Annotated in this window: 24 protein-coding genes; 10 read left to right on the plus strand and 14 right to left on the minus strand. The window is 44.4% G+C overall.

Annotated elements, in window-relative coordinates:
* Window positions 1-20 precede the first annotated feature (20 nt).
* A complete protein-coding gene (locus H8K33_RS06690; protein ID WP_186890207.1) occupies window positions 21-845 on the minus strand; it encodes a DUF2189 domain-containing protein in 825 nt (274 codons plus the stop codon).
* 341 nt (window positions 846-1,186) lie between these two features.
* On the opposite strand from H8K33_RS06690, the gene H8K33_RS06695 reads away from it, so the two are divergent.
* From H8K33_RS06695 to H8K33_RS06705, 3 genes are read left to right on the plus strand one after another with little or no spacing between them, the layout of a single operon-like run.
* Complete coding sequence (locus tag H8K33_RS06695; RefSeq protein WP_246443385.1) at window positions 1,187-2,299, plus strand: sensor histidine kinase; 1,113 nt, start codon at window positions 1,187-1,189, stop codon at window positions 2,297-2,299.
* Window positions 2,300-2,340: 41 nt separating this feature from the next.
* On the plus strand, window positions 2,341-3,144 hold the full coding sequence (locus tag H8K33_RS06700; protein WP_186890208.1) for a LytR/AlgR family response regulator transcription factor: 804 nt from the start codon (window positions 2,341-2,343) through the stop codon (window positions 3,142-3,144).
* Between the two features lie 25 nt (window positions 3,145-3,169).
* A complete protein-coding gene (locus tag H8K33_RS06705) occupies window positions 3,170-3,628 on the plus strand; it encodes a GNAT family N-acetyltransferase (protein WP_186890209.1) in 459 nt (152 codons plus the stop codon).
* Between the two features lie 76 nt (window positions 3,629-3,704).
* Here H8K33_RS06705 and H8K33_RS06710 read toward each other — a convergent pair whose 3' ends face one another.
* The 6 genes from H8K33_RS06710 to H8K33_RS06735 form a co-directional block, all read right to left on the minus strand.
* Complete coding sequence (locus H8K33_RS06710; RefSeq protein WP_222613318.1) at window positions 3,705-4,058, minus strand: YggL family protein; 354 nt, start codon at window positions 4,056-4,058, stop codon at window positions 3,705-3,707.
* 132 nt (window positions 4,059-4,190) lie between these two features.
* Window positions 4,191-5,135 (minus strand): prolyl aminopeptidase, encoded by a 945-nt coding sequence (pip, locus tag H8K33_RS06715; RefSeq protein WP_246443387.1) that lies wholly within the window; start codon window positions 5,133-5,135, stop codon window positions 4,191-4,193.
* 34 nt (window positions 5,136-5,169) lie between these two features.
* Window positions 5,170-5,556, minus strand: coding sequence for a fluoride efflux transporter CrcB (gene crcB, locus H8K33_RS06720; protein WP_186890211.1), 387 nt, complete (start codon window positions 5,554-5,556; stop codon window positions 5,170-5,172).
* A gap of 15 nt (window positions 5,557-5,571) precedes the next feature.
* Window positions 5,572-6,048 carry a molybdopterin synthase catalytic subunit MoaE gene (gene moaE, locus H8K33_RS06725; protein WP_186890212.1) on the minus strand — a complete coding sequence of 159 codons (477 nt, stop codon included), beginning with the start codon at window positions 6,046-6,048 and terminating at the stop codon, window positions 5,572-5,574.
* A gap of 6 nt (window positions 6,049-6,054) precedes the next feature.
* Complete coding sequence (locus tag H8K33_RS06730; RefSeq protein WP_186890213.1) at window positions 6,055-6,312, minus strand: MoaD/ThiS family protein; 258 nt, start codon at window positions 6,310-6,312, stop codon at window positions 6,055-6,057.
* Between the two features lie 43 nt (window positions 6,313-6,355).
* Complete coding sequence (locus H8K33_RS06735; protein ID WP_186890214.1) at window positions 6,356-7,630, minus strand: molybdopterin molybdotransferase MoeA; 1,275 nt, start codon at window positions 7,628-7,630, stop codon at window positions 6,356-6,358.
* Window positions 7,631-7,956: 326 nt separating this feature from the next.
* Between H8K33_RS06735 and H8K33_RS06740 the strand changes: the two genes are divergently transcribed.
* Window positions 7,957-8,160 carry a hypothetical protein gene (locus H8K33_RS06740; RefSeq protein ID WP_186890215.1) on the plus strand — a complete coding sequence of 68 codons (204 nt, stop codon included), beginning with the start codon at window positions 7,957-7,959 and terminating at the stop codon, window positions 8,158-8,160.
* Between the two features lie 74 nt (window positions 8,161-8,234).
* Window positions 8,235-9,587 (plus strand): M24 family metallopeptidase, encoded by a 1,353-nt coding sequence (locus H8K33_RS06745; RefSeq protein WP_186890216.1) that lies wholly within the window; start codon window positions 8,235-8,237, stop codon window positions 9,585-9,587.
* 106 nt (window positions 9,588-9,693) lie between these two features.
* On the opposite strand, the gene H8K33_RS06750 is transcribed toward H8K33_RS06745, so the two are convergent.
* Window positions 9,694-10,041, minus strand: coding sequence for a hypothetical protein (locus H8K33_RS06750; RefSeq protein ID WP_186890217.1), 348 nt, complete (start codon window positions 10,039-10,041; stop codon window positions 9,694-9,696).
* A gap of 357 nt (window positions 10,042-10,398) precedes the next feature.
* Between H8K33_RS06750 and H8K33_RS06755 the strand changes: the two genes are divergently transcribed.
* Both H8K33_RS06755 and H8K33_RS06760 read left to right on the plus strand, forming a co-directional pair.
* Entirely contained in the window at window positions 10,399-10,656 is a 258-nt protein-coding gene (locus tag H8K33_RS06755; RefSeq protein WP_186890218.1) for a hypothetical protein, read from the plus strand.
* A 125-nt stretch (window positions 10,657-10,781) separates the two neighbouring features.
* Entirely contained in the window at window positions 10,782-11,069 is a 288-nt protein-coding gene (locus tag H8K33_RS06760; RefSeq protein WP_186890219.1) for a hypothetical protein, read from the plus strand.
* Between the two features lie 98 nt (window positions 11,070-11,167).
* On the opposite strand, the gene H8K33_RS06765 is transcribed toward H8K33_RS06760, so the two are convergent.
* The gene (locus H8K33_RS06765; RefSeq protein ID WP_186890220.1) at window positions 11,168-11,614 is read right to left on the minus strand and encodes an Lrp/AsnC family transcriptional regulator; all 447 of its coding nucleotides are present in this window, start codon (window positions 11,612-11,614) and stop codon (window positions 11,168-11,170) included.
* Window positions 11,615-11,787: 173 nt separating this feature from the next.
* Between H8K33_RS06765 and H8K33_RS06770 the strand changes: the two genes are divergently transcribed.
* Window positions 11,788-12,879, plus strand: a complete 1,092-nt coding sequence (locus H8K33_RS06770) for a saccharopine dehydrogenase family protein (RefSeq protein WP_186890221.1) — start codon at window positions 11,788-11,790, stop codon at window positions 12,877-12,879.
* A 157-nt stretch (window positions 12,880-13,036) separates the two neighbouring features.
* Here H8K33_RS06770 and H8K33_RS06775 read toward each other — a convergent pair whose 3' ends face one another.
* The 3 genes from H8K33_RS06775 to H8K33_RS06785 form a co-directional block, all read right to left on the minus strand.
* Window positions 13,037-14,350: a replication-associated recombination protein A gene (locus H8K33_RS06775; protein WP_186890222.1), complete on the minus strand. Its 1,314-nt coding sequence runs from the start codon at window positions 14,348-14,350 to the stop codon at window positions 13,037-13,039.
* Window positions 14,347-14,970 carry an outer membrane lipoprotein chaperone LolA gene (gene lolA, locus H8K33_RS06780; RefSeq protein WP_186890491.1) on the minus strand — a complete coding sequence of 208 codons (624 nt, stop codon included), beginning with the start codon at window positions 14,968-14,970 and terminating at the stop codon, window positions 14,347-14,349. Before lolA ends, H8K33_RS06775 begins: the two co-directional genes overlap by 4 nt.
* A 91-nt stretch (window positions 14,971-15,061) precedes the next feature.
* On the minus strand, window positions 15,062-17,383 hold the full coding sequence (locus tag H8K33_RS06785) for a DNA translocase FtsK (protein WP_186890223.1): 2,322 nt from the start codon (window positions 17,381-17,383) through the stop codon (window positions 15,062-15,064).
* Window positions 17,384-17,789: 406 nt separating this feature from the next.
* Here H8K33_RS06785 and trxB point away from each other — a divergent pair, with 406 nt between their 5' ends.
* Window positions 17,790-18,743, plus strand: a complete 954-nt coding sequence (gene trxB, locus H8K33_RS06790; RefSeq protein WP_186890224.1) for a thioredoxin-disulfide reductase — start codon at window positions 17,790-17,792, stop codon at window positions 18,741-18,743.
* Between the two features lie 111 nt (window positions 18,744-18,854).
* Window positions 18,855-19,496, plus strand: a complete 642-nt coding sequence (locus H8K33_RS06795; RefSeq protein ID WP_186890225.1) for a Smr/MutS family protein — start codon at window positions 18,855-18,857, stop codon at window positions 19,494-19,496.
* Between the two features lie 13 nt (window positions 19,497-19,509).
* Here H8K33_RS06795 and H8K33_RS06800 read toward each other — a convergent pair whose 3' ends face one another.
* Window positions 19,510-20,313, minus strand: coding sequence for a LytR/AlgR family response regulator transcription factor (locus tag H8K33_RS06800; RefSeq protein WP_186890226.1), 804 nt, complete (start codon window positions 20,311-20,313; stop codon window positions 19,510-19,512).
* A 2-nt stretch (window positions 20,314-20,315) separates the two neighbouring features.
* On the minus strand, window positions 20,316-21,380 hold the full coding sequence (locus tag H8K33_RS06805) for a sensor histidine kinase (protein ID WP_186890227.1): 1,065 nt from the start codon (window positions 21,378-21,380) through the stop codon (window positions 20,316-20,318).
* Window positions 21,381-21,426: the final 46 nt, after the last annotated feature.

Raw genomic sequence — 21,426 nt, forward strand, 5'->3', positions numbered from 1 at the left:
TAAGTTCCGATTGTCGTTTTTTAATGTCGCTGATCGGCAGGACCAACCACTTCGCGATACGCATGCCAAGTTGCATGCCCGATGATAGGCATCGCAATGATGAATCCTAAATTCCAGGTCATGAATCCGACGACGACAAAGCCAACAATCGTTAAACCCCAAATCATCGTCAAAGGGACATTCACAAACAAAGCAACAATACTGATAATCATAGCGGTAATGGCATCGGTATCACGATCCAACATCAAGGGAATAGAAACCCAACTAATCGCAAATACAATACTCGCAAAAATAAATCCTATACACGCATAAACCACCAAAAATTCGACGTTTTCTAAAGAAAATAATTTCGCTAGAAAGCCTTCCATCGTCGGCATACCCTTGTTATAAAACAGGGCAAAAATCACTAGTGATGCGCGAGCCCAAACCATCATAATCACAGCTAACACTACCGCAAACATACCAATATTACTCCAGCGCCCCCGCATAGAAAACGCGCTACCCAGCATGCCAGAACGTAAGTTTTCGATACGACGGCTAACATCGTACAAGCCCAAAGCAAGTAAAGGGCCGACCAGTAAAAACCCACAAGTGAGCGCAGACAAATATTGCGGTGCGTTCGCAAGCGTGAGCTTTAATATGCCTCCCATCACGGCAAAACACACGCCATAAAATAAGCCCACCATTGGCTCTACCCGAAAATCCTGCCAACCTAAATACAGCCAATGAAATGCACGGAAAGCACCAAGCCGTGCGACTGGTGGAAATGCACTCTTTTGATCAATCACCATACGGATATCCGGGGCTGCACTATCCCCATCACGACCGCTAGTCGGGTCACTCATATCATCTCCAATTTTTCTATTTATTCTAATTCAGTACACTTCGTCCTGATCCTGATCAAATCAGGATTTGTCATCCTAAGCGACTTTATATTCAGGCCGCAAGCACTGGAGTCTGTTAACATTCGAATTGAGCAACACTTTACAAAAAAATTAAAAGAACCACGCACCAATTTCTGGCAGAAAGTCTTTGACGTTCGTTTTCTGACATTTCGCGTTGTAAAGCACCACTTACGTCGCAGAAAATATCGACTAAGCGACAATTGCCCTACACTAATGCTTGTTGATCTAGTTTTACGCATGAATACCAACGAATTTACACAATACTTCATAGTTTCTCTGAAATGAAAAATCTCTTTTCTTTAAATACCATCAGTCATTTCGTGAAAAACAATATGCGGCCGGTGGTTTGGCTCACCATATTCAACACTGGCGTCGCCCTATTCATCACTCTAGTCCTGCCAACGAAACAAAGCTTCGCGGTTAACTGGGTGTTCTCGATGTTAATTGGCTATAGCATCAATATCGTGATCGCCATGATGCGCTGGATTATTTGGCGACGTCAAAAACCGCACCGTGTTGCTTTTCTGATGATGTGTATGGTCGCCGCCCCGCTTGGCTATTTCATTGGCGGAGCAGTTGGCATGATGTTTTATGGTTTTAAAGTGCCAAGCTTTTTGAGCTTCATGAAAAATGGCGAAGGCATCTTAGTCATTATGAGCATCTTCATTAGCTTATTCGGCGGAGTCTTTTTTTGGAATCAATCGAAACTCGCCGAACTAGAAGCCGAGCAAGAAAAGGAAAAGGCCCGCACGGCGGCAATCGAACGTCAAGCGATGCAAGCGCAGTTACAACTTTTACAGGCGCAAATCGAGCCACATATGTTGTTTAACACCCTCGCTAATTTGCAAGGATTAATTGCCATTGATACGGATCGCGCACAGCACATGCTGGATCAATTAATTCGCTATCTGCGTGCAAGTTTAAATTCATCACGCATCGAGAAAACAACTCTACAACATGAGTTTGAATTACTCGAAGCTTACTTAGAATTGCTTGCAATACGCATGGGAAAACGTTTGCAATATCGGACTGCGTTACCTGCAAATTTACAAAAACAAACCATCGCTCCTATGCTTTTACAGCCCTTAGTGGAAAATGCAATCAAGCACGGAGTCGAACCCAAAATGGAAGGTGGCAGCATCGAAGTCACGGCATATACCGACACTGAATTTCTTCACCTCAAAGTGATCGATACCGGCCTCGGCCTACCTGAAGATTATGATGACAATCATCCATCATTGGTGAATCTGCACGATCAACACAGCCACGTCGGCAACGCGAATGTGCGTGAGCGTCTGCAAGCGCTATATGGCTCGCAAGCCGCACTAACATTGAGTGATAATCAACCGCAAGGTGTGATCGCCCATCTTTGCATTCCTTTGTCAGCACCATAAAATTCACGACATTTTTCATTCATCAGAATAAACACATCATCATGACTAAACTACGTGCCTTGATCGCTGAGGATGAAAACATTCTCGCCATAACTTTGCAAAAAACATTAGAACGTCTCTGGCCAGAACTCGACATTTGCAGCATCGCAGAAAATGGTGTCGAAGCGGTCAACCAAGCATTTAAGTATTTTCCTGAGATTGTGTTTCTAGATATCAAAATGCCGGGCAAGACCGGGCTGGAAGTAGCAGAAGAACTCACCGAGGAATGGCCTTCAGACAAACCCTTCCCTATGATTGTATTTGTGACGGCCTATGACGAATTCGCACTACAAGCATTTGAACATGAAGCATGCGACTATGTATTGAAACCAATTAGTGATGTACGTGTTGCCAAGACCGTGCAGCGTCTGCAAAATAAAATCGCAGATCGTTCCGCACCGTCGAATGAGTTAGAAAAAATGATCGCGCAGTTGAGCAAATTGAACCCGGCGCTATCAGGAGACACACAAGTCTCTGGCGAGCGATTAAGTATGATACGCGCTGCCGTTGGTAACCAGATTCGCATGATTCCCGTTGAAGATGTTTTGTATTTTGAAGCAACCGATAAATACATCAATGTCGTTACCGCAGATCAAGGCAGTTTAATTCGTATGAGCTTACGAGAATTATTACCACAACTCGATCCACAAGTATTTTGGCAAATTCACCGTAGCTACATCATCAATACGCGCTACCTACAATATGCGACACGCGATGAAACTGGTAAGCTGACCGCGCAACTGAAAGGCAGTCAACAAAAATTGCAAGTTAGTCGGGTGTATGCGCATTTATTTAAGCAAATGTAGAATAGTAATTTTTTAGGTAACCGCAATGCAAAATATCAGCTGGCAATGCTGCCGCTTTCAAGATCTGAGCCTAGAACAACTCTATGCAATTTTACGTGCCCGTTCTGAGGTGTTTGTAGTAGAACAGAATTGCCCCTATCTTGATATGGATAATGCCGATCAAGAATCGCTGCATTTAATCGCATGGACAGAAGAGCAAAAAGCTGCGGCCTACCTGCGTATCGTGCCACCTGGCTTAAAATTTACCGAAGCATCACTTGGTCGAGTAATTACGAGTGAATTTGCGCGTGGTACTGGAATAGGAAAACAACTACTAACTCACGGCATTGCAGCCTGCAAGCAAGCGTATCCAACACATGCGATTCGGATTGGAGCGCAACAATATCTGGAGAAATTTTATCAATCCTTTGGATTCATCACGGTATCTGAGATGTATCTCGAAGATGATATTCCGCATGTCGAAATGCTGCTCACTCACCCATAAAAAAAGCTGGTTACTATGCAGCCAGCTTTTCTCAATGCATTTGATTTACATTACTTCACGAACAACATACAGAAAATTATTCTGCAAATTCTGTATCCATCGGTGAATACCATGCATCTTTTAATGCACCAACTTCGACATTTTTAAATTCCGGACGTGCCATCATCCATGCTTTTAAAGCTTCGCGGTCTTCATCTGTTGCTGAACCAGGGCCAAAATTGCATACAAATCCAGTCGTTAACCAGCCGCTCAGCGCCAAATCACGTGGCTCTATCAGCTCTTCTAAAAAAGTGTGGATCAGTTGCGCTTCTTCATCTGAATTCAATTCTTTCGTTAAATCGGCCTTGTATTCAAAACCAAATTCTTGAAATTCGCCTACGTGCAATTTTTTACGTTGACGGGCGTTACGGGATTTATTTGATGGAGTCATAATTTTCTTTTATCTAATTAGCATCCCTGACGACATGAAAGGGATCAACAGCTGCGCATTGTAAAGACTATGCCGCAACTACACAAACGCAAAATCAATTTTGCATTACCGGCGCACTCTTAATCGGCACACCTACAGAAACTTCCTATATAACTTAAATTGCTCAGTCGCACGCACTAATTCCTTTGCAATCCCAGGTTCCATTGCAGCATGTCCAGCATCAGAGATCATATGCAATTTAGATCCAGACCAGGCTTGATGCAAACGATAGGCGGAAACCGGCGGGCAAATCACATCGTAACGACCTTGCACGATCACTGCCGGCAGATGACGAATTTTATGAATGTTCTTGACCAATTGATCTTCATCCATAAACGCTGCATTCAACATATAGTGCGCTTCTAAACGACCAATACCTAAACTCACCTCATCCGATTCGAAATCTTCTATCGCCTGTGCCTGCGGTTCTAAAAACAAACAAGAACCTTCATAGCGACTCCAGTTGCGTGCAGCTTCTTTATAGATCGCTGGCTCTTCATCGAACAGTCGTTTGACATAAGCTTGCAACAAATTACCGCGCTCAGAATGCGGCACCGCTTCCGCAAAACGTTGATGTACCTCTGGATAAAAATGGTTCATTCCATTGACGAACCAATCGACTTCGGCCTTGGTACACAAAAAGATACCCCGTAATACAAAACCTAGACAACGTACCGGATGTTCCTCACCATACGCAAGTGCCAAAGTCGATCCCCAAGATCCACCAAATACCAACCATTGTTCGATGCCTAGCATCTCACGAATTCTCTCGATATCTTCTATCAATAAGGCGGTTGTATTATGTCGATACTCGCCAAGCGGAGTCGATTTACCTGCACCACGTTGATCAAACAAGACGATTCTATAATGTGCAGGATCGAAGAATCGTCTATGCGTAGGCGAAGTTCCGCCACCAGGGCCGCCGTGCAAAAACAAAACTGCTTGGCCGTCTGGATTACCACACTCCTCCCAATACAGCGTATGAATAGCATCAACCTCAAGCATGCCTTGGCGATAAGCTTCAATTGGTGGAAACATTAAGGTGTTTTCTGAGATCATTTTTATGAGAAATTTAAATTGAATTGAAGTAACGCCAGCTAGCATAACCAGCAAAGCAGCAAAGTATCGAACCAAACAAGTGAAGTGCGCTATGGCCAAAAGCCCACAACCACTCGCCTTTTTGTAAGAGTTCCATCGCCTCTGCTGAAAAAGTTGAAAAGGTTGTTAGCCCACCTAAAAATCCCGTCACGACAAACAATCGCCACTCAGGAGACAGCTGAGGATTCGCCGAAAAAAAACCGACGCAAATACCAATAACATAAGCACCGCCCAAATTTGCGAACAAAGTACCGAACGGTAAACTAGCATGCACGGAATTGAACGCTAAACTCAAGACCCAACGTAAACAAGCACCAATCGCTGCTCCGGCGCTAATCGCCAATACTGAATATCCATTCATGGCCTTGGTACTCCGTCATTGAACCTGTGAATTCGTTTGCAGGGCACCCCATTTACTCAGTGCCACACTATCTGATTCACGCGCATCGACCCAACGTTCACCATCTGGGGTAGTTTCTTTTTTCCAAAATGGTGCTTCTGTCTTTAGATAATCCATCATGAATTCACAAGCAGCAAAGGCTTCCCCCCGATGCGCACTTGCGGCAGCGACCATCACAATTTGATCCATAGGCTGTAATACACCAACGCGATGAATAATCAATGTATCAATCAAATTCCAACGTTGTTGTGCTTGCTCTGCAATTGCCAACAATGATTTTTCGGTCATACCCGGATAATGCTCCAACTCCATCGCACGAATATCATGACCTTCATTGCGATCACGCACCAAACCCACAAAATTCACCACAGCGCCAATTGCGGGATTGGCAGATCGCATAACCGCTAACTCGTGGCTGACATCAAAGTCCTTCGTTTGAACAGAAATTTTCATAGTTGATCAGCCTCCGGTCACCGGCGGAAAAAACGCCAACTCTGCCCCATCTTGCAGTTGCTCATCTGTGTTTAGCATTTGTTGATTACATGCCATACGCAGAGCTTTACTCGGTGCTAATACCTCAGCCCAAACACCTCCACGAGAGATGAGTAATTCACGCACTTGCTGTGCGCTAATCGTAGCGACCTCAAGTTCTAATACTTCACTCGCACACCCTAGCTTTTCGCGCACACTAGCAAAAAATTTCAACTGTATTTTCATTTGGTTTTCTTCTCCGTCTTCCTTGCGGTCTAAATTGTCACGTTTAATCAAGTAATCCGCTAAACGGAATAAACCTCACCATGTCACCTTGTGTAATGGTTTGACCCGCGGCTAAATCAATCAGGCCATCGCCCCACACTGTTGACGTCAAAACGCCAGAACTTTGATTTGGAAAAATCGTCAAACCGCCTTGCGAATTAATCTTAGCGCGCAAAAATTCATTCCGTTTATCTGCTTTTTTCCATTCAAAATCGGCACGCATTGCGTAACTCATCGGCGTGATATTTTGTATTCCTTGCATACGCAAAATGAACGGTCGGACAAACAGTAAAAAAGTCACAAAACTGGAAACGGGATTACCTGGCAGTCCGAGGAAAAATGCGGTGTCTGCATATTCGCTACCCTGCTCTTGAGCGGTAACGCGACGCACTTCTCCAAACGCCAACGGCTTGCCAGGCTTGACTGCGATCTGCCACATGTTGATGTGGCCTTCGGCCTCGACTGCTGGTCGAATGTGGTCTTCCTCACCGACAGACACACCACCTGAAGTAATGATCAAATCATGTTCTTGCGCCGCTTCACGCAAAGTCGCACGTGTCGCTGCCAAATTATCAGGAACGATACCGTAATCTGTAATATGGCAGCCAAGGTTTTGCAACAAGCCTGTGAGTAAAAAACGATTCGAGTTATAAATCGAACCTTCTTTTAGCGTCTCGCCTGGCATCGTCAATTCATCACCAGTAAAAAATACCGCAACACGCAAGGCACGCAATACTGGCAATGTCGCAAGTCCCACCGATGCCGCCAAACCCAACTCCTGCGGACGTAATCGCGTTCCGGCAGAAAGAATCTCAGCGTCTTTGTGAATATCTTCACCTTGCCTGCGTATCCATTCGCCAGATTGAACTTGATGATGAATCGTCACAAAAGTATGCTCACCATCGCTATCTACTAGTTTTTCGACTTCACATTGTTCTTGCATCACCACCGCATCGGCTCCAACGGGAATAAATGCGCCAGTGAAGATACGTGCCGCAGTACCCGCCTGCAAAGGCTCACCAATCACCCCAGCGGGAATCCGTTGTGATACCTTTAGCCGCGCGCATCCGCTTTCGCAATCGACGGCTCGCACCGCATAGCCATCCATCTGCGTATTGTCCATTGGAGGCACATACAAACCAGAATTTTGCGCTAGCGCCAGCACCCGACCATTGGCAGCCAAAGTCGACACTTGTTCGATCTCTTGCAAGGGTCGAACAGCCTGCAATAGGGTCTGTAAGGCTTGTGCCACTGTTAACATGGGTTTCTTTTCCATCATTCCTTCTCTTAATCGCCTACACACATTGTGCGCCTAGTTTACCACTCTAAACAAATAGACTTTTCAATGCTATCGGCCTATCTGAACATCAATTGATTCAAGTCTAATCAACTTGGAACACAGTAATAAAAACATATTTCTGCTCTGCATTTCCATTCTTGAAATACGCTGGTAAAAAATAGAAGATGCATCATAGCAGACCGAAATCTGCATTTAATTAAACCCAGCGCTCGCTAAATAAGGAATAATGAATAATAACGACAATCTGTACTTTTCACTTTTTACTGAACAATGCAATCGCTACCCCACCACACTAAGGATAAATCATGGCAAAGAAAAACGAAGAATTAGATGAAGAAACTCTCGCGGTGATCAACTGGTGCATAGAAGTCGAAGGATTTCTAATTAAAGGTGGTGCGACTCAAGCCCAGGCGCAAGAATTTATTGAAGAGGAAATTGAATTTTTGACCGATCAATTCTATGACGGACTAACACCTGAAGAAGCAGCGAAAGTGGCATTGAGCGATTAATTAGCGATGCTCAGGTGCTGAACTTGTGAACACGTATGCTGTCAAAACTTGATAAAAACCACTTGGGATTTGGTATGAAAAAAACACTTATCGCATGCACATTCGCAGGACTTTTCAGTTTGCTACATAGCTTTCCAGTTGCAGCACAAATTTTATCGGTACGCGAACAAGCGCGTGTCATCGATGAAAATCTGGCTGACCGTTTCGACAATCTGTTGCCTGCCATGATGCAAGAAACCGGCATCGATATGTGGATTGTCATCTCGCGGGAATACAACGAAGATCCAGTACTCAAAACGATGCTTCCAGCAGAATGGCTAAACGCACGCCGACGTACTATTTTAGTGTTTTATCATAATCCACAGACTAAGACTGTTGAGCGACTAGCGGTCGCTCGCTATGATTTTGGCAAAAACATTAAAGCTGCTTGGGATACACAGAAATACCCTGAGCAATGGGATGCATTAATCGCCATTGTGAAGCAACACAATCCACAAAAAATTGGCATTAACACCTCTATGCATTTTGGGCATGCAGATGGGCTGGACTACACAGAACATCAAGAATTAATGCAAAAGCTTCCGGTTGAGTTTAAATCTCGCACCGTGTCTGCTGAGCCGTTAGCGATTCGTTGGCTAGAAACCCGCACCACACGCGAGATGCAGTTCTATCCTCAATTGATTAATGCTACGCACAAAATTATAGAAGAAGGTTTCTCAGAAAAAGTCATCACACCTGGCATCACTACCAGCGAGGATGTGGTGTGGTGGTTCCGTCAGAAAATTCGTGATCTCGGATACGATACTTGGTTTCATCCAACGGTTGACATTCAGCGAGCAGATCCTACAACAGAAGGTGCCGAACGCAGTTTTGCGATAAAGCCTAAGGCGGACGTGATCTTACCGGGTGATTTAATTCATGTAGATATCGGCATCACTTATTTGCGATTACACACCGATATACAACAGCATGCCTACCTACTAAAACCTGGTGAAACCGATGTGCCTACCTCAATTCAAAATGCATTTAACAAGGCTAATCGCCTGCAAGACATTTTAACGACGCAATTTAAAGTTGGAAAAACGGGCAACCAAATTTTAGCCGGCGCGTTAGCACAGGCAAAAAAAGAGGATATCACTGCGAGTATTTATTCACATCCGATTGGCTACCATGGTCATGCTGCCGGGCCAGCGATCGGCATGTGGGACAATCAAGGCAAAGTAGTCGGGACTGGTGATCAAATCGTAAGAAAGAATACGGCTTATTCAATAGAACTCAACGCTAGCAGCATGATTCCTGAATGGAAAAAAAGCATACGAATTATGCTTGAGGAAGATGCGTTCTTTGATGGCGAAACCGTGCGTTACATTGATGGTCGTCAAAAGAAAATTTACTCTATTCCAAGACCATCTTCTTATAATCAGTAAGCAGCAATCACTACACATTAAAAAAACAAAACGCCACTTCATTACTAAGTGGCGTTTTTTCTGGCAATTTATTTTTACGGCGACTTCCACAATTGTCATTCAAGTTTTAGCGCTCGTCTTGGCGATAGCTAATTTGCTCAACTCTGACAAATTGCGCGTCTTCCGCTTCTTTATAAGACCATTGCTTCTGCTTAAATTCTGTCGCTGTTTGTTCACGACTACGTCCACTCATCGTTACCACGACTAAAAACAACTTCACCAACATAAAGATCACAAATAAAGTCAGTATCAAAGGCACCAAGGTAATCAACAAAGCCAATCCTATGCACAATATCAAGATACGTGGCAATGGCGTACGCATCAAGCCTTTACCTGCTTTATCTCCCAGCGCACGCAATTCCTGCCACGCTTGGCGCAAAACTGAATACAAATACTGCTTATTTGAGTTTTTCATTTTTCCATCCTTGAATTAAACAATCTGAAAGCACCATCACTGTAAGGCAAAGCAACTTGTCTTGCTCCAGCTTTCCGACCAAATTACATTTTTGAGGAATGAATGGCTGCGTGCTTAGGGTGGATGGATTATCAGGGCAAGCCAAACAAAAGCCTACGGTAAAAAAATTAAAAAATGGCCACTTAAAGCAATCGATCGCCTTCAATCATGTTTAATGACATCGATCAAATGTTGACACTGACAATTTGGTATTTGAGACACTCAATTTTGCGTTTCGTCGCATCTTGATGGCAAGTCAATGCGATTGAACTTACAGTCTCACCATCGCAACAGCCAATACATACTCAAGGAAAAATCATGCATCACTCATATAAATTTAGCACTATATTTTGCGTATTTGCAGCCACAGCCTTAGTGTCAACAAGCGGTCTCGCTCAAAACTTCGATAGCAATTCAGTAGCAAGCGTCACGATCAAAGCAAAACGTTTGAGCACACAAGAAAAAACAACATATGACCAAGAACAGGCAAACAAGCGAGTACAACAAATTGTGATCTCAGCAAAACGCCTGAGCGCCGCGGATAAACTAGCTTATGACAAAACACAAGCACAATAATGATCACTAAGGATTTTCAAAATAATAAGCTACTGATACAAATCTATTACAAATTGTTTGACGCTTAAAGCAAAATTTGATTTACACTTCCCGCTTCACTGCCATTTACTTGGAGTCTGACTATCATGAATACGAAACAATTTTCGCTCGGTATTGCTCTCATCGCCCTTGCTGGTATCGCACATAGCCAAGAATTCGTGGTAGTGCCAACGCAGTCAAGTACGCCACCGACATGCCAAGAAAATTGTCCTCCAGAGCAGGCGATGCAAATTGACCGCGGTGGCATGGATAAAGCTTCAGTGCATTTGCAAATTTTGCAGCAAACCTCACAAAAGTTTACTGAGCCATCAGCGCCTAAGAAAAATAATACCGACGATAAAAAGGCACCTAGCAAGTCACAAGAGAACACTTGAAAATTCTGTAATGTAAATCCAAGACTAGGATATGCACCAAAAAGACCCGCTTAAATAGTGGGTCTTTTTTTATATAAAGTCTCTACATCCATCACGATTTATATCGAAGAACGATCAATTCGCTTACTCAAAATAATCGACGTCGAAGTTTGCCGTACCCCTTCTAAACTTCCTATCTGGTCTAACAATCTATCCAACACTTCGGTACTTGCGCAGCGCAAAGTCAGCATGTAATCAATTGCACCACTGACGGCGCTTAAGCTTTCAACCTCAGGTAATTGCTGTAAGAACTTCATCAGAGAACTGGCAAATCTGGCTTCGATTGATAAGCCAACATAAGCGCGTACCGCTGGCTGATACATGGAAGCATTCAATTTCAAACCATAACCAGCAATCACCTGGCGCTTCTCAAGTGCTGCAATTCTTGCAATCACCGTCGTTCTCGCGATGCCAAGCAATTTGGCAATCGTGGTCACAGGTAAACGCGCGTTATCCATTAACAGAGCAAGAATTTTATTATCAATTTCATCAAGAACAGGTTTCATAATTACTTTTCGTAGGAATTTATCGTCATATTGTATCGATAATAAGCATTATGACGATATTTTAGTCGCTATTATCTGACAATTCTTATATCTATACTATCTCCATGGCGAACGAAGATAAGGAATTACTTTTATCTTTCTACTTTAGAACTTACGCAAAATTGGAGACTATCATGACAACAAAGCTGATCTTATTGGGTGCAGGAAAAATTGGCGACGCGATTTTAAATCTGCTTTCCCACACAAATGACTATGAAATTACAGTTGCAGACAAAGATGCTGGACGTTTGGACTATGTGAAGAAAGAGAACTTCCCAAACGTCACGACAGTTTGTGCTGATCTTAATGATCAATCCGTCGTGGAAAAATTAATTCAAGGTCACCAAGTCACTTTGTCTGCTTGCCCCTACTTTTTGACACCGATGATCGCTAAGGCAGCAAAAACTGCACAGTCACATTATTTCGATCTGACCGAGGATGTTGAAAGTACACGCATCGTCAAACAACTGGCGATGAATGCAAGCAGCGCTTTTGTTCCGCAATGCGGATTGGCGCCGGGCTTCATTTCTATTGTCGCTAATCATGTTGCGCAAAAATTTGATTCTTTGCGCGATGTCAGTATGCGCGTTGGTGCGTTGCCAACTTTTCCCAATAATGCCCTCAAGTACAATCTGACTTGGAGCACTGATGGCCTGATCAATGAATACTGCAATCCCTGCGAAGCGATTGTTGACGGGCATTTGCGTGAAACATCTGCGCTAGAAGAGATTGAACATTTCTCTCTGGATGGCATTGACTACGAAGCGTTTAACACCTCAGGTGGACTTGGTACCTTGTGTGAATCCTTGGCGGGTAAAGTCGAAAACCTCAACTACAAAACGGTGCGTTATCCCGGTCATCGGGATATCGTGAAAATGCTGATTCGTGATCTAGAATTAGGCAAAATAGAAAGACGCCCGATTTTGAAAGATGTTTTAGAAACTTCCATTCCTATGACAAAGCAAGATGTGGTACTGGTTTTTGTCAGTGTGGTCGGACTGCGTGCTGGTCGCTTGGAGCAAGAGTCTTACGCAAAGAAAATCTATGCGCAAGAAGTGAATGGGCGCTTGTTATCAGCAATCCAATTAACTACGGCATCGGGCATCTGTGCGATGGTTGATCTGTTGATAGAAGCCAAGTTGCCACAGCAGGGATTTGTCCGCCAGGAACAAGCGACATTTTCTGACTTCACATCTAATCGCTTTGGTCACTATTACGCAAATTGAATCAAGTTGAGCTCAAGTTAACACTAAACTCAACATCAGTTAGAAACACGCATCAGATAAGACAACGGAAGGCTATGCCAAATCATAGCCTTCCGTTACTTACGTCAATTTATGGGTACAAGTCTATGAACGCAGAACATAGAATATGGGTTGGCGATTATTTGCTTTGCGCATCTTTATCAAGTTGACGCAAATACGCGAGCTTTTCAGCGATCTTGATTTCCATCCCACGCGGCACAGGCTCATACCAATGCACGTCTTCCAAGCCCTCAGGCATATAGGTCTCACCTGCGGCATAGGCATGCGGTTCATCATGCGCATAGCGATATAATTTTCCGTAGCCCAATTCTTTCATTAACTTCGTCGGAGCATTACGCAAATGCTCGGGTACAACACGAGATTTATCCTTTGTCACCATTGCCCGCGCTTGCTTATAAGCCATGTAAATAGCATTCGACTTTGCCGCGCAAGCTAAGTACACCACGGCTTCTGCCAACGCTAGTTCGCCTTCAGGCGAACCGAGGCGCTCATACACTTCCGCAGCATCAAGACTAATCCGCAATGCGCGAGGATCAGCTAAGCCAATATCTTCGCTCGCCATACGAATAATGCGTCGCGCTAAATAACGTGGATCAGTACCACCATCAAGCATCCTGACTAACCAATATAAAGCAGCATCAGGATTGGATCCTCGTACCGATTTATGTAGCGCAGAAATCTGGTCATAAAATGCATCGCCACCTTTATCAAAGCGACGCAATGCATCCCCTAAACATTCGGCCAGCAGAGCACTATCAACTTCTTGTCGTTTTTTTGCTTGCGCGGCACGCGCCGTAATATCCAGATTATTCAACAATTTTCGACCGTCGCCGTCAGCACTGGCAACCAAGCTTTGCTTGGCTTCTGCTGTAAAAGTCAGGCCTTCTAATTCCTGCACACAAGCCTTATCTAGCATGACAGCCAGATCATCTTCAGTCAAAGATTTCAACACATAGACAGCAGCACGCGAAAGTAAGGCGCTATTGACTTCGAACGAAGGATTTTCAGTTGTAGCACCGATAAAAGTAAATAATCCACTTTCTACGTGCGGCAGAAAAGCATCTTGCTGACTTTTATTAAATCGATGAACCTCATCAACAAATAAAATCGTGCGGCGTTGTGAACTGGCGCGTACAAACTCTGCACGTTCTACCGCCTCGCGAATATCTTTAACCCCTGATAACACCGCCGAGAGCGCAATAAACTCCGCTTGAAAAGCCTGCGCCATTAAACGCGCCAAGGTCGTTTTGCCAACACCTGGTGGTCCCCACAATAGCATGGAGTGTGGCTCACCAGATTCAAATGCAACACGCAAGGGCTTACCTTCACCTAGCAAATGTTGCTGACCAATCACATCATTTAGGTTTTGTGGACGTAGTCGTTCAGCTAGTGGCTGATGCAAAGATGCCTGCGTTTGCTGCCCTAGCATCATGGACGTAAGACTTCCGCACCCTGTGGCACGACAAACTTAAATTGGTCAGCACCAAAGCTAGGATTTTTCTCAAAATTCTTCAGCGTCACCAAAGATAGCTGTCCAAAACTATCACGTAACTCCATGCCAACAGGCACGCCATCTTTCATACCAATACCGATAGTATCGAACTGACTGTCTTTTGTTTTAGGCGTTGCTTGTAGCCATTCAATACCTTCCTTTACACCAATATCTTTCATAACAAAATTTTTGTCGAGATCAACGCTACCAAACAAAATTGCTGCTGGACTAGAAGCGATCGCATTACCTAGAGATTTGATCGTGACTTGATTTAGGTCTTTATCATAAAGATAGAGCTTATCGCCATCAGCCTGCAAGACCTGATCATAGGGCTTGATGTAAGTCCAAATAAACTTACCAGGGCGCGCAAACTTAAATATTCCCGAGGATGTTTTGCCGATCTTCGACACCCCATTTGTGGTTTTCATTTGCACTTGTACAAACTCACCTTTGGCTGTCTTTGTATTGACGACGAAGGCTTTAAACTGCTCTATCGCGGAAGCTTGAGCGGCGGTCATTCCCGCTAACATCAATCCACCAACAACAGCGCCAAAACACATACTTTTTTTGATGATATTCAAAATAAATCCAATTCTTTATTAGTCAATTTGGAACCAACCATACCCATAACGCGATAACAAGCAAGAAGGCTTACTCAGCGTTACCAACTGGTACCAAAATCTCACGATTACCGTTTGATTGCATGGTGGATACCACACCGCTAGCTTCCATTTGCTCCAATAGTCGCGCTGCGCGGTTATAGCCGATACGCAGATGTCGCTGCACCAAAGAAATCGATGCGCGACGATTTTTCAAAACGATTGCGACGGCTTGATCATACAATGCATCTGCCTCTCCACCGCCTTCACTTGGCGCCATGGCATCACCGCCCTCTTCCAGCACGCCGCCTTCCAAAATGCCGTCGATGTAATTTGGTTCACCTTGTTCTTTCAAATGCTTGACGACGCGGTGTACTTCTTCATCTGAAACAAAAGCACCATGTACACGAACTGGCAAACCTGTACCCGGCGGCATGTACAACATATCGCCCATACCGAGCAGTGATTCAGCACCCATTTGATCCAGAATCGTACGAGAATCTATTTTGCTACTGACTTGAAACGCAATACGTGTAGGAATATTTGCTTTGATCAAGCCAGTAATCACGTCCACCGATGGGCGCTGCGTAGCTAAAATCAAATGCAAACCAGCAGCACGCGCTTTTTGCGCGATACGTGCGATCAACTCTTCAACTTTTTTACCAACCACCATCATCAAATCCGCCAACTCATCAATAATGATGACGATCGTTGGCAGTTTTTCTAAGGGTTCTGGTGCGTCTGGCGTCAGACTAAATGGATTAGGAATATGCTCTTCGCGTTTCGCCGCTTCGGCAATTTTTGCGTTATAGCCGGCCAAGTTACGCACACCGAGTTTCGACATCAGCTTGTAGCGACGTTCCATTTCATTGACAGCCCAGTTCAGCGCGTGACCGGCTTGCCGCATATCTGTCACAACGGGTGCCAACAAATGTGGAATGCCTTCGTACACCGACATCTCTAACATCTTAGGGTCAATCAAAATCATGCGGACATCATTTGGATCAGACTTATACAGCAAGGACAAGATCGTCGCATTAATACCAACCGATTTACCAGAACCTGTCGTACCCGCCACCAACAAATGCGGCATTTTGGCCAGATCAGCAACAACTGGATGTCCCGCAATATCTTTCCCTAAGGCGACTGTCAGACTCGAAGCACTATCGTTATACACTTTCGAACTTAAAATTTCCGTCAAACGAACAATCTGACGCTTAGGATTCGGCAATTCTAAACCCATGTAATTCTTACCTGGAATTGTCTCCACAACCCGAATTGAGGTCAGTGAAAACGACCGCGCCAAATCGCGCGCTAAGCCAACAATTTGACTACCTTTTACACCGGTTGCAGGCTCAATCTCGTAGCGTGTAATGACCGGACCTGGGTAGGCTGCAATCACTTTTGCATCGACACCAAAATCAGAGAGTTTTTTCTCAATCAATCGGCTAGTAAATTCTAAAGTTTCGACACTGACTGTTTCTTGAGATAAAGGCGGCTCATCAAGCAATGACAATGGTGGCAAATTAGTGTCAGGCATATCATTAAATAAGGAAACCTGGCGCTCTTTTTCAATACGCTCAGATTTTTGCACTGCAAGCACTTGCGGCTCTATCCGTATTGGCGGAGCTTCAACGATCTTTGCTCGCTCTTGAACCACTGAGGTTTCACGTTTGACAGCAGCAGTTTCACCCAACTTACGATCTTCATGATCGGTATATTTTTTACGGATAAATTCAACCGTATTTTCAATCAAGGTGCCTGTGTTCTCGGCAATCTGCCACCATGACAAATGGAAATACAAGCTCAAACCTAAAGCAATAATAAGTAATAACAATAAGGTCGCACCAGTAAATCCAAATGCGCGGGCGCTAAGATGACCGATCAATTCACCCAACACACCACCATGCACACTGGGCAAGGCCACTTTCATGGAATACAGGCGCAATGACTCGATCCCCATACTGCCAATCAGTATAAAAACGAAGCCTGCAATTTGAATGATCTTGTCAAAAAAGTGAGCATCCTCTTGTGCTGGATGCGATTCATGGTTCAAATGACGATAGCTACGCCACACCAAGCGCAATAAAGCGAAAGAAAACCACCAGGCGGAGAAACCAAAAATAAACAAGACTAAATCAGAAATACGCGCGCCAACATAACCACCTAAATTATGGAAACGTTCGACCGTAACAGAACGTGACCATCCAGGATCGAGCGGCGAGTAGGTCGCCATCACCAAAATAAAGTAAACCGTAAAGGCAGCGAACACCATCCAGCGCACTTCTCGCAGCAACACTAGCAATCGATTGGGCAAAGGTGCAGCAGGTGCAGACTTACGATTGCGTTGATAAACTTCGTTGGTATTAGACATAGGTTTCAGAGAAAACAATCAGCCATGATTGTAGGGCAAAAGCCACTGATATAGCTACCTTAGGCCAAAGTTCATTGGCAAATATGACAGAACATCACAACTCAAGTTGATACATCTAAATTCAGCAACATCTTCACGGTCGTTCACAATGAATCAATACAGTAAGATCAACCCAACTTCCCTACTTGGATTATTAACTATGCATCTCAAAACCATAACACGCACATTTCCCTATGGCAGCGAGGCTAAGGCGATACGCAGCACATGAGGAAAACACCATTCCTTGACCTGAATAAAGTCAAGTTGTCGCAAATCTGGGATAATTCAATTTTTCGTCAATTGCTGTATTGATTAACGCAATTCATTCGAACTTCTCATTTTTTTCACGACTTTCATCGGAACCACTATGTCTACACCAAAATCAACTAAGCACGCCCATGTATTGATTCTCGGCTCTGGCCCAGCTGGTTATTCCGCTGCCGTTTATGCCGCGCGCGCCAATTTAAAGCCTGTCTTGATCACCGGTGTAGAACAAGGCGGTCAATTAATGACGACAACGGACGTCGAAAATTGGCCTGCGGATCCAAATGGCGTGCAAGGCCCGGAATTAATGCAGCGCTTCTTAGAGCACGCTGAGCGCTTCAATACCGAAATCATTTTTGATTATATTCACACCGCTAAACTGACAGAAAAACCTATCCGCCTGATCGGCGATCAGAGTGAATACACTTGCGATTCATTGATTATTTCGACTGGTGCGTCTGCTCAATACTTAGGATTGCCATCTGAAGAAGCATTTATGGGCAAGGGCGTTTCTGCTTGTGCAACTTGTGATGGCTTTTTCTATCGTGGTAAAGAAGTGGCTGTCGTTGGTGGTGGTAATACGGCTGTCGAAGAAGCGCTTTATTTGTCAAATATCGCCAGCAAAGTGACAGTGATTCATCGTCGCGATAAATTCCGTGCAGAAGCGATTTTGATTGACCGCTTGATGGCAAAAGTCGCAGAAGGCAAAGTGGAAGTGAAATGGAACCATACTCTAGACGAAGTGACGGGTGATGCATCTGGCGTCACTGGAATCAATATCAAGTCAGCCGATGGTGTTGTTACGGCGGTACCACTACATGGCGTGTTCATCGCCATTGGTCACAAACCAAACACTAGCATTTTCGAAGGTCAGTTGGATATGAAAAACGGCTACATCATCACCAAGATGGGCAACGAAGGTATGGCAACCGCAACGAATATCCCTGGGGTATTTGCAGCAGGTGACGTACAGGATCATATCTACCGTCAGGCAATCACGAGCGCAGGAACAGGCTGTATGGCAGCATTAGATGCACAACGTTTTCTAGAAGAATAAAGATTCAACCGCAGAGATGAAATGGACGCTGAGAAATATTAAAAAACTCAAGGTCCACGAAAGCTCTGCGGGAACTGTTTTTCAATCTTCCAATTATCGGCAAATATCATCATGGCCTCATCAATGAAATCCTTTGCTGACCTTCAACAAGTTGGTAAGCAACTCAAAGCACAACAAGAACTGCGTGCAAAAGCTGAAGCTGAGAGATTGGTACGTGAAAAACAAGCGGCAATTGAGGCGAATATTTTCCGTAGCACGGTCGGTGAGGTTCAAGCTATAAAGACGGCTGAAAAATTTCATCCAACGCCGAAAAAACCACCACCACTTCCTTTCAAGCATATCGAAGACGAACAAAAAGCCTTACAAGAATCATTATCAGATGAATTCGATGCAGGTACATTGCTCGAATCTGATGAAAATTTAAGTTATACACGCCCTGGCGTGGGCATCGACGTCGCTAAAAAATTACGTCAAGGTGCATGGGTTATACAAGCGCAACTCGATTTACACGGAATGCGCCGCGATCAAGCACGTGACAATCTTGGTGATTTTTTACGCAAGTGCATACGTAGCGGATTTCGCTGCGTAAGAATAATTCACGGTAAAGGTTTGGGATCGATCAATAAAGAACCTGTATTGAAAAACAAAGTTCGTAATTGGTTGATACAGAAAGACGAAGTAATTGCCTTTAGCCAGGCAACTGCTGCTGATGGCGGTTCAGGTGCTTTGATTGTTTTATTGCGGGCTTCGTAAGGGCTTTAGTCAATTACATTTGGCGAAATAAATGCAGATAATTTCTGCTAACTGGTGCAACTTTGTCATGGCCTTTAAAATGAATGCTAGCGGTTTCGTTGTCACCTCGAATGACGTGACTGATGGCACTCATGTTGACGACGGTGGAGCGATGCACTTGCGAAAAAAACGTGGGGTTCAGTTGTGGCAAAAGCTCTCTCAAGGGCGTTCTAATTAAAGCCTCCGCCACTTTTCCATGTTCATCTCGCCAAGTGATAACAACATATTTATCATCGGCCAGAAAAAAATCAATATCTTCCACCGCGATCATGCGCAAGGTCTGGCCGATATTGACGCGTATCCAACGCAAAAATTGCGGCGCTCCTTTTGAAGGACTTTTTCCATCTTTTGCCTTTGCAAGTAAGTCCAACAAATCGTCTATGCGAGGAAGGTCTTGAGAACGTGATAGACGTTCTTTCAAGCGAGTGACTGTTTCGGCCAGGCGAGTGAACACAACAGGTTTCACCAGATAGTCATGCGCCCCCTGCGCAAAAGCATCCAATGCATAATGATCGAATGCTGTCACAAACACCAAATGTGCTCGATTACCAATGATACGCGCAGCCTCTATCCCATTGAGCCCAGGCATATGCACATCCAAAAAACAAAGCTGCGGCTGGTATTGTTCAAATAGTTTTACTGCTTCACGACCATTTTTTGCATAGGCGACGATGCTCAATTCAGGCCACGCCTGTTGCAACATCAATGTTAATTCTTCACGCAATAAAGGCTCATCATCGGCGATCACCGCCGTCCACTTTCCAAGGACTGTTTCCATGTTTAGCCTTTCCTTACAGGGAAAACAACTTCTGCATGCACGCCATGGGGTTCTATGGCCGTAATTTTCAAATATGCCTTATCGCCAAAATCAAGCTGCAAGCGCTCACGCAAACCTAACAGTCCGGTACCTAAACTAGGATGCGCAGATTGATTCGCATTGATATGAGATAAGCCAACACCCGTATCTTTGACTTGTATCCGGCAGTGTTGTTGGTGAAGATCGACATTCACCTGAATCAGTCCGCCTTCTTCACTAGGATCAATGCCATGCCTGACGGCATTTTCTACTAGGGTAAGCAAGGACATAGGCGGGCAATACATCGCTAACATCGCCTCGTCGATTTGCAAGGAAAACTGTAAACGATCTGGCATACGCATTTGCATAATCTCAAGATAAGACCGTGCTAATTGCCACTCTTGTGCAAAGCTAGGCGGGGAGTGATGCAGGCGTGGCACAGCCGCTTGCAAATAGGCGATCAAGCTATCTAATACCGCAGGCGCCTGGCGCGAACTGGTGTTCACCAAAGCGCGTATATTCGCCAGCGTATTAAACAAAAAATGGGGCTCAACTTGCGCTTGCAAAAGACGAAAGCGCGCATCTAAAGCTTGTCGTTCCAGCTCACTTCGTTCTAAGGCAAATGCCAAAGTTTGATGACGTGCTAGTGCATCTTTTTGACGTACCAACGCGATCAATGCTATCCAAGGCCCAAACAATAAACTTGGAATATTCAAGAATGCGAAACCACCCAAACGATCTTTGACCAACCAAAATGCTGGCTGCCCCTGCTCTGTACTTATTACATAAAGAGTAAAGAAACCTATAGGTATCGTTATTGCTACCGCTAGAATTTGTAAAACCCAACGCGCCACCCAATTGGGTAAATTTTTTGGCCATTGCTCTAACACACCAAATGCTAGCATCGCACTTAAGCTCACCAACCACATACGTATAAACAAGACACTAATTTCAGCTCGCCACACCGAGGCAATTAGCAAGCCCAATAAAGACGATGCAACTAAAGTAAAAATGATGCGACTAGGTTTAAGTAGTTGTGCGAAGTTCATGATGAGCGTTTAAAAAACAATTAACCGTAGAATCATATATCAAGGT

This window comes from Affinundibacterium amnicola (assembly GCF_014284275.1).
In the GTDB taxonomy this organism is placed as follows: Bacteria; Pseudomonadota; Gammaproteobacteria; order Burkholderiales; family Burkholderiaceae_D; genus Undibacterium; species Undibacterium amnicola.

Excerpts from the sequence above, each read along its gene's own strand:
- H8K33_RS06800 (WP_186890226.1), bottom strand. The coding sequence starts at position 20,313 with ATGGAAACAGTCCTTGGAAAGTGGACGGCGGTGATCGCCGATGATGAG.
- trxB (WP_186890224.1), top strand. The coding sequence starts at position 17,790 with ATGTCTACACCAAAATCAACTAAGCACGCCCATGTATTGATTCTCGGC.
- H8K33_RS06740 (WP_186890215.1), top strand. The coding sequence starts at position 7,957 with ATGGCAAAGAAAAACGAAGAATTAGATGAAGAAACTCTCGCGGTGATC.
- H8K33_RS06795 (WP_186890225.1), top strand. The coding sequence starts at position 18,855 with ATGGCCTCATCAATGAAATCCTTTGCTGACCTTCAACAAGTTGGTAAG.
- moaE (WP_186890212.1), bottom strand. The coding sequence starts at position 6,048 with ATGAAAATTTCTGTTCAAACGAAGGACTTTGATGTCAGCCACGAGTTA.
- H8K33_RS06805 (WP_186890227.1), bottom strand. The coding sequence starts at position 21,380 with ATGAACTTCGCACAACTACTTAAACCTAGTCGCATCATTTTTACTTTA.
- H8K33_RS06750 (WP_186890217.1), bottom strand. The coding sequence starts at position 10,041 with ATGAAAAACTCAAATAAGCAGTATTTGTATTCAGTTTTGCGCCAAGCG.
- H8K33_RS06710 (WP_222613318.1), bottom strand. The coding sequence starts at position 4,058 with ATGACTCCATCAAATAAATCCCGTAACGCCCGTCAACGTAAAAAATTG.
- H8K33_RS06735 (WP_186890214.1), bottom strand. The coding sequence starts at position 7,630 with ATGATGGAAAAGAAACCCATGTTAACAGTGGCACAAGCCTTACAGACC.
- H8K33_RS06700 (WP_186890208.1), top strand. The coding sequence starts at position 2,341 with ATGACTAAACTACGTGCCTTGATCGCTGAGGATGAAAACATTCTCGCC.
- pip (WP_246443387.1), bottom strand. The coding sequence starts at position 5,135 with ATGTTTCCACCAATTGAAGCTTATCGCCAAGGCATGCTTGAGGTTGAT.
- H8K33_RS06705 (WP_186890209.1), top strand. The coding sequence starts at position 3,170 with ATGCAAAATATCAGCTGGCAATGCTGCCGCTTTCAAGATCTGAGCCTA.
- H8K33_RS06770 (WP_186890221.1), top strand. The coding sequence starts at position 11,788 with ATGACAACAAAGCTGATCTTATTGGGTGCAGGAAAAATTGGCGACGCG.
- H8K33_RS06785 (WP_186890223.1), bottom strand. The coding sequence starts at position 17,383 with ATGTCTAATACCAACGAAGTTTATCAACGCAATCGTAAGTCTGCACCT.
- H8K33_RS06760 (WP_186890219.1), top strand. The coding sequence starts at position 10,782 with ATGAATACGAAACAATTTTCGCTCGGTATTGCTCTCATCGCCCTTGCT.
- H8K33_RS06755 (WP_186890218.1), top strand. The coding sequence starts at position 10,399 with ATGCATCACTCATATAAATTTAGCACTATATTTTGCGTATTTGCAGCC.
- H8K33_RS06695 (WP_246443385.1), top strand. The coding sequence starts at position 1,187 with ATGAAAAATCTCTTTTCTTTAAATACCATCAGTCATTTCGTGAAAAAC.
- lolA (WP_186890491.1), bottom strand. The coding sequence starts at position 14,970 with ATGTGTTTTGGCGCTGTTGTTGGTGGATTGATGTTAGCGGGAATGACC.
- H8K33_RS06690 (WP_186890207.1), bottom strand. The coding sequence starts at position 845 with ATGAGTGACCCGACTAGCGGTCGTGATGGGGATAGTGCAGCCCCGGAT.
- H8K33_RS06775 (WP_186890222.1), bottom strand. The coding sequence starts at position 14,350 with ATGATGCTAGGGCAGCAAACGCAGGCATCTTTGCATCAGCCACTAGCT.
- H8K33_RS06730 (WP_186890213.1), bottom strand. The coding sequence starts at position 6,312 with ATGAAAATACAGTTGAAATTTTTTGCTAGTGTGCGCGAAAAGCTAGGG.
- H8K33_RS06745 (WP_186890216.1), top strand. The coding sequence starts at position 8,235 with ATGAAAAAAACACTTATCGCATGCACATTCGCAGGACTTTTCAGTTTG.
- crcB (WP_186890211.1), bottom strand. The coding sequence starts at position 5,556 with ATGAATGGATATTCAGTATTGGCGATTAGCGCCGGAGCAGCGATTGGT.
- H8K33_RS06765 (WP_186890220.1), bottom strand. The coding sequence starts at position 11,614 with ATGAAACCTGTTCTTGATGAAATTGATAATAAAATTCTTGCTCTGTTA.